Raw genomic sequence first — 4,626 nt, 5'->3', positions numbered from 1 at the left:
TTACACGGCGGCCCCCCCGGCGACCTGTATGTGGTGCTTACCGTAGAACAGGACAAACGCTGGCAGCGTCAAGGCCAGGACCTTGTCTTTACTCAGGAAATCAGCTTTGTTCAGGCCGCACTGGGCCACAGGGTGGAAATTCCCGGCCTGGACGGTCCCATGCCGCTGGACATCCCCAAGGGCGTGCAAAGCGGCGCGCTGCTGCGCATGGCGGGCGAGGGCATGCCCTACCCCGGCCGCAAGCAGCGCGGCGACATGCTGGTAGAGGTCAAGGTGCTCACACCCACACGCCTTTCGGCCCGGCAGGAAGAACTGCTGCGCGAATTTGAGGCTGCCGGGGAGCAGACCCCGCTGCAAAAAGTCAAAAAGGCCGCCAAAAAAATCGGCAAGGCAATGGGTCTGGACTAAAATATTTTAGCGTTGAGTGTTTCCTTCGCAAAGCCTCAAGGCGCCCACTACAGCGCTCGACAATAACAATTACGCAGATAAACGGTACAGCATAAAACATAGAACCCCCGGCCAACAATTGACCGGGGGTTCTGGCGTCTGATCCAAGCCAGCAGTTGACGCCCAGGGTCTGCAAGGAACCTTGAGCTTCGCCGGGTGGTGCTGTCTGTACGGCAGCGTACGCCCTGCGACCCGGCCATGCCGTTCCGCAGTCCGTCCAGACGCACCGGCAATTTTGAAGACACTCGGCGGCTCAGGCCGCCAGGCGCTCGCGGAAATGCGGTCCCGCTCATCAAATCCGGCTCAGTTGCGCGGGCTTGCCCGCCTATGTTTTGCACCGGCAAAATCCGGCGCTTGTCATGTCATAAGCCGCAGAGCGGCTTTATGGTCGTACCGCTGCGGAATCCGGTGGGGTAGGTCCGGTCTTCCGCTTTTTAGCCAGTGTCTAGTGGGAGCAGTGCAGCACGACTATACCGGCGGCACAAAGCTGCCGGCAAAAACTGTTTGCGCGCTCAAGCTATCAAACCTCCACCCCCTTGACAAGTTCTCTTTTTCACAGAACTGTCATTTTTTTTAAATTATCTCATGTCTCAATTTTTATAACATATTTATCTGAAGCTAGTAGTATATAAATTGAAAATTTATTTTCCGTCCTTCTACACTCCAAAAAAACCACTCTGTCAGCCACAGGCACGGCGGCGGCTTCAAAAAAAGGCTCCGCTGCGAGGCAGCGGAGCCTTTTTCATAATCCACTCCAAAAACAGGAAACAGCAACTATTCTTCAGCCAGCTCACGCACCGATTCGCCATAAGAGTCGGTGACCAGTGTCTTTATTCCCATCAGTTCGGTCCAGCGGCGGAAGGTTCCCACGATGACAAAGACCATCAGCACCATAACCAGGCAGGCCAGGGCGGCCAGCAGGTACTTGCCGTTGGGGATATAGTCTGTGGTCAACTGAAGGTAGCCCGCCCAGAACGTCACCACGGTCATAAAAATGCCGGGAATGGCCGTCACCAGGCAGTACTTGCCCCTGTTCATGCGCAGCAGCATGCTGGTGCAGACGATAAGGGCGCAGGCAGCCAGCAGTTGATTGCTCATGCCGAACAGCGGCCAAATATTGCTGATGTTGCCGGTATACACCAGATAGCCCCACATGGAGGTGAAGGCCAGACTGGTGATGACAATGCCCGGAACCCAGTTTTTGTCGCCGAACGGAGCATATACCTTGCCGAGCATTTCCTGAAGGAAGAAGCGGCCCACGCGCGTGCCGGAGTCAATGGCGGTAAGGATGAACACCGCTTCAAACATGACGGCAAAATTGTACCAGTAGGCCATCAGGTGATCCATGTAAGGGATCTTGTGGAAGATATGAGCCATGCCCACTGCCAGGGACACTGCGCCGCCGGGCCGGGCGTGCAGGTTCAGGCCGATCTTTTCTTCAAAAAAGGTCAGGTCCACGGTATGCAGGTTGGGGTGGGCGGCCAGCAGGGCGTCATACTTGGCCGGAGCAGCGTTGATGGCAAAATAGTCGCCGGGCATCAGGGTGCAGGCCGCGATCAGGGCCATCATGGCTACAAAGCCTTCGGTGAGCATGGCCCCGTACCCGACAAACAGAATATCACGCTCGTTGCCGATCATCTTGGGCGTGGTTCCCGTACCGATAATGGCATGAAAGCCCGAAATGGCTCCGCAGGCGATGGTGATAAAGATGAAGGGCATGACGGGGCCGCCGATGACAGGGCCGCCGCCGTTGATAAAGGGCGTGATGGTGGGCATGAGAATGGTGGGCTGCACAAAGATGATGCCCACCGTAAGCATGAGGATGGTGCCGATCTTCAGGTAGGTGGAAAGGTAGTCGCGCGGCACCAGCAAAAACCATACGGGCAACACCGAGGCAAAAAAGCCGTACACCGCAATGGCGATGGCGACCGTGTTTCTGTCCCAGTCAAAAGCCCAGCCGAGCACGTCGTGCTTCATGAGGTCATGGCCGCTCAGAATGCCCACAACCAGCAGCACCAGTCCAAGAAGACTGGCAAAAAGCACACTGTTCTTCTTGTAGCGCATGATAAGGCCCATAATCATGGCAATGGGCATGGTTATGACCACGATGAACAGCGACCAGGGCGCGTTGTGCATGGCGCTGATGCACGCCAGGGAAAGACCGGCCAGCGTAAGGATGAGAATGCACAGAACCGCCACGCCCGCCACGGTTCCCGTGACTCGACCGACCTCGCGCGTGGCGATGGCGGCGAGGCTCTGTCCTTTATGTCGCACAGAGGCAAAAAGAACCACCATGTCGTGAACCGCGCCGCCAAGAACGCAGCCCACCAGAATCCACAGGGCGCCCGGCAGATAACCGAACTGGGCGGCCAGCACAGGCCCCACAAGAGGCCCGGCCGCGGCAATGGCGGCAAAATGGTGGCCGTACAAAACATATTCATTGGTTTTTACATAGTCGTGTCCGTCGGCAAAGCGCACCGAGGGCGTACTGCGGCTTGCATCCAGCCGCAAAACCTTGTTTGCCAAAAAGATGCCGTAAATACGGTATGAAATGGCAAAAATGCATAATGCCGCAAACACAAGGGTTATGGCATTTATGTTTTCAAGAGCTTCCATTACAAATTCCCCCGTCTGAACTTGAATCAACTTTCTCGATCAGGCAGCAAGCCATACTTGCAGAATTTTAATGAACTTGCACAAACAACGGCGTGTCACGTCAAAATAGTTGCGTGTTCAGCAGCCCTCCTCACAAAAATATTCACAAGAATACGCCCACACTAAAACAAAAAACTGCACCCAAAGCAGGAAATACAGGTTTTTGACAATTTTTCCTGTTTTTCTGCTACACCCTTCGGACGTCCCTGTCCATGCCGGTCAAGGGCATTTATGCCTGGCGCAACACGAAAAAAACTGCCATACGGCACTGCCGAAATCGTTGCCCGCCGCGACTTACAAATATAAAATACTTAAAATATTAATGATTATTATTTATAACAATGCGGACACTCCCGTGGAACCCTCCCCACCCTTTCCCAATAAAAAATTATCCCTTTATACTTTTTTACGCCCCAAAAAGAGCACATCCACATTCCTCGTGCTGATCCATCGGCACTGCTGTTCCGGCCTTTTCCGCGCGGCGCGCTTTCCCTCTTCTGGCAGGCTTGCATTCCGCCCGGCATGGGTCTATCGTCAAAAAACCGGCTGGGGGAGCCATCATGGCTGAGAAAGGGCTGTCGCGCCCTGACCCCTAGAACCGCGCAAAAAAACGCGGTTCTGCACCTGACGCGGATAGTGCCGACGAAGGGAAGCTGGCCCAACCTGGAAACAGGTTTGTGCTTGCCCGCAGCCGTATTGGTTCTGCGGGTTTTTTTGCGCCCTTGAAAAGCCGAAAAACACATGCCCGCAGCCCGAAACAGGCTTTGTAACCTATGGAGATTCATTATGAACATTGTGGTCAACGGGCAGCCCGAAAGTTGCGCTCCCCAGGTCAGCGTGGCCCGCTTTCTGGCCGAGCGCGGGCATGAGGCCAGCACGGTAGTGGTGGAGCACAACGAACGCATCCTTGCCAGAGAGGCATTTGCGCAAACCTTTCTGCAGCAGGGGGACAAACTGGAGATTGTGCATTTTGTAGGCGGCGGCTAGGCAGCCCGCATCCCGGAAATCTTTGACTGTCTGCGTGCATATTGCGAAGACCTGCCCGGCTGCAAGAGCACAACCGGACGGACTGCGTGCGCGGATGCCGCGCGCAAAACAGCCGTTCCGGCGTAACAGACGCAAACATTTCTTTCCTGACTGCAAAATATTGCCGCACAGTGCGAGCCGTTTTCAGCCCCAGTGGAGCAGCCAAAATCCACCTGCCAAAGACGGCATGCCCCGTGAAAAACAGGGCGCAGTGTTTTGCAGCAGCACAATCTTCAGCAGCGCTTTTGCGCGGAGCATGTCATGAATAGCAGCGATCCCTTTATTCTCGGCGGCATCAGTCTTGGCAGCCGCCTTTTTATCGGTACGGGAAAATATGGCTCTGACGGGTTTATCCCGGCAGTGGCCGAAGCCAGCGGCGCCGAGGTCATCACCGTAGCCATGCGCCGGGTGGACAGGCCCGATCCCTCAGCGCCAGACCACAGCGCCTCTCAGGGCATCATGGGGCACATCCCCGGTCACATGCGGCTTCTGCCCAAC

General features: G+C 55.6%; 4 protein-coding genes and 1 pseudogene. 4 read left to right on the top strand and 1 reads right to left on the bottom strand.

Features of this window, described 5'->3' with window-relative positions:
- On the top strand, positions 1-408 hold a 408-nt coding region (locus tag V6C16_RS08230), incomplete at its 5' end, for a DnaJ C-terminal domain-containing protein (protein ID WP_333542994.1).
- An 813-nt stretch (positions 409-1,221) separates the two neighbouring features.
- Here V6C16_RS08230 and V6C16_RS08225 read toward each other — a convergent pair.
- Positions 1,222-3,063: a carbon starvation CstA family protein gene (locus tag V6C16_RS08225; protein ID WP_333536408.1), complete on the bottom strand. Its 1,842-nt coding sequence runs from the start codon at positions 3,061-3,063 to the stop codon at positions 1,222-1,224.
- A 202-nt stretch (positions 3,064-3,265) separates the two neighbouring features.
- Between V6C16_RS08225 and V6C16_RS08220 the strand changes: the two genes are divergently transcribed.
- From V6C16_RS08220 to V6C16_RS08210, 3 genes and pseudogenes are all read left to right on the top strand, one after another.
- Positions 3,266-3,670 carry a hypothetical protein gene (locus tag V6C16_RS08220; protein ID WP_333536407.1) on the top strand — a complete coding sequence of 135 codons (405 nt, stop codon included), beginning with the start codon at positions 3,266-3,268 and terminating at the stop codon, positions 3,668-3,670.
- A gap of 218 nt (positions 3,671-3,888) precedes the next feature.
- Entirely contained in the window at positions 3,889-4,089 is a 201-nt protein-coding gene (thiS, locus tag V6C16_RS08215; protein WP_333536406.1) for a sulfur carrier protein ThiS, read from the top strand.
- Positions 4,090-4,389: 300 nt separating this feature from the next.
- Positions 4,390-4,626: pseudogene (locus tag V6C16_RS08210) on the top strand (thiazole synthase); the annotation flags it as partial.

This window comes from Desulfovibrio sp. 1188_IL3213 (assembly GCF_036763145.1).
Lineage (GTDB): Bacteria > Desulfobacterota > Desulfovibrionia > Desulfovibrionales > Desulfovibrionaceae > Desulfovibrio.
The sequence above is the reverse complement of the archived record's forward strand: the minus strand, read 5'-3'. Positions and strand labels throughout refer to the sequence as shown.

Excerpts from the sequence above, each read along its gene's own strand:
- V6C16_RS08225 (WP_333536408.1), bottom strand. The coding sequence starts at position 3,063 with ATGGAAGCTCTTGAAAACATAAATGCCATAACCCTTGTGTTTGCGGCA.
- thiS (WP_333536406.1), top strand. The coding sequence starts at position 3,889 with ATGAACATTGTGGTCAACGGGCAGCCCGAAAGTTGCGCTCCCCAGGTC.